Below are 373 nucleotides of genomic sequence, written 5' to 3' on the forward strand. Positions count from 1 at the left end.
TCCCACTGATGGCGTTGCGCTGACAAAAGTGTAGCCTGACGGCAGTGTTTCGGCAACATTCACTCCTGTGGCATCGCTTGGTCCGCTGTTGGTGGCTGCTATCGTAAAAATGACGTTTGCTCCAACGGCTGGCGCTGTATTATCGGCTGTTTTGACTACTGACAGGTCTGAAACGGGAACCGGTATTGGAGTGATTGTGCTGGTATTGTTTGCTGTGGTAGGATCCTGCTCGTTTGCAGATACCGTTGCCGTATTGGCATACGATCCGGAAGCATTTACTGCTGCAACAATGTTTAAGGTTGCGCTTGCTCCGTTGGCAAGGCTTCCTATTGTCCAAAGAGTTCCGCTATAGGTTCCTGCCGATGGCGTTGCG

The 373-nt window shown here is 51.5% G+C and carries 1 protein-coding gene; it reads right to left on the reverse strand.

Annotated elements, in window-relative coordinates; translation table 11 throughout:
- Positions 1 to 373, reverse strand: a 373-nt coding sequence (locus tag DMB71_RS00130) for a DUF11 domain-containing protein (protein WP_162614729.1), incomplete at both ends; no start/stop codon positions are given.

This window comes from Flavobacterium tistrianum, from assembly GCF_003254545.1.
Lineage (GTDB): Bacteria > Bacteroidota > Bacteroidia > Flavobacteriales > Flavobacteriaceae > Flavobacterium > Flavobacterium tistrianum.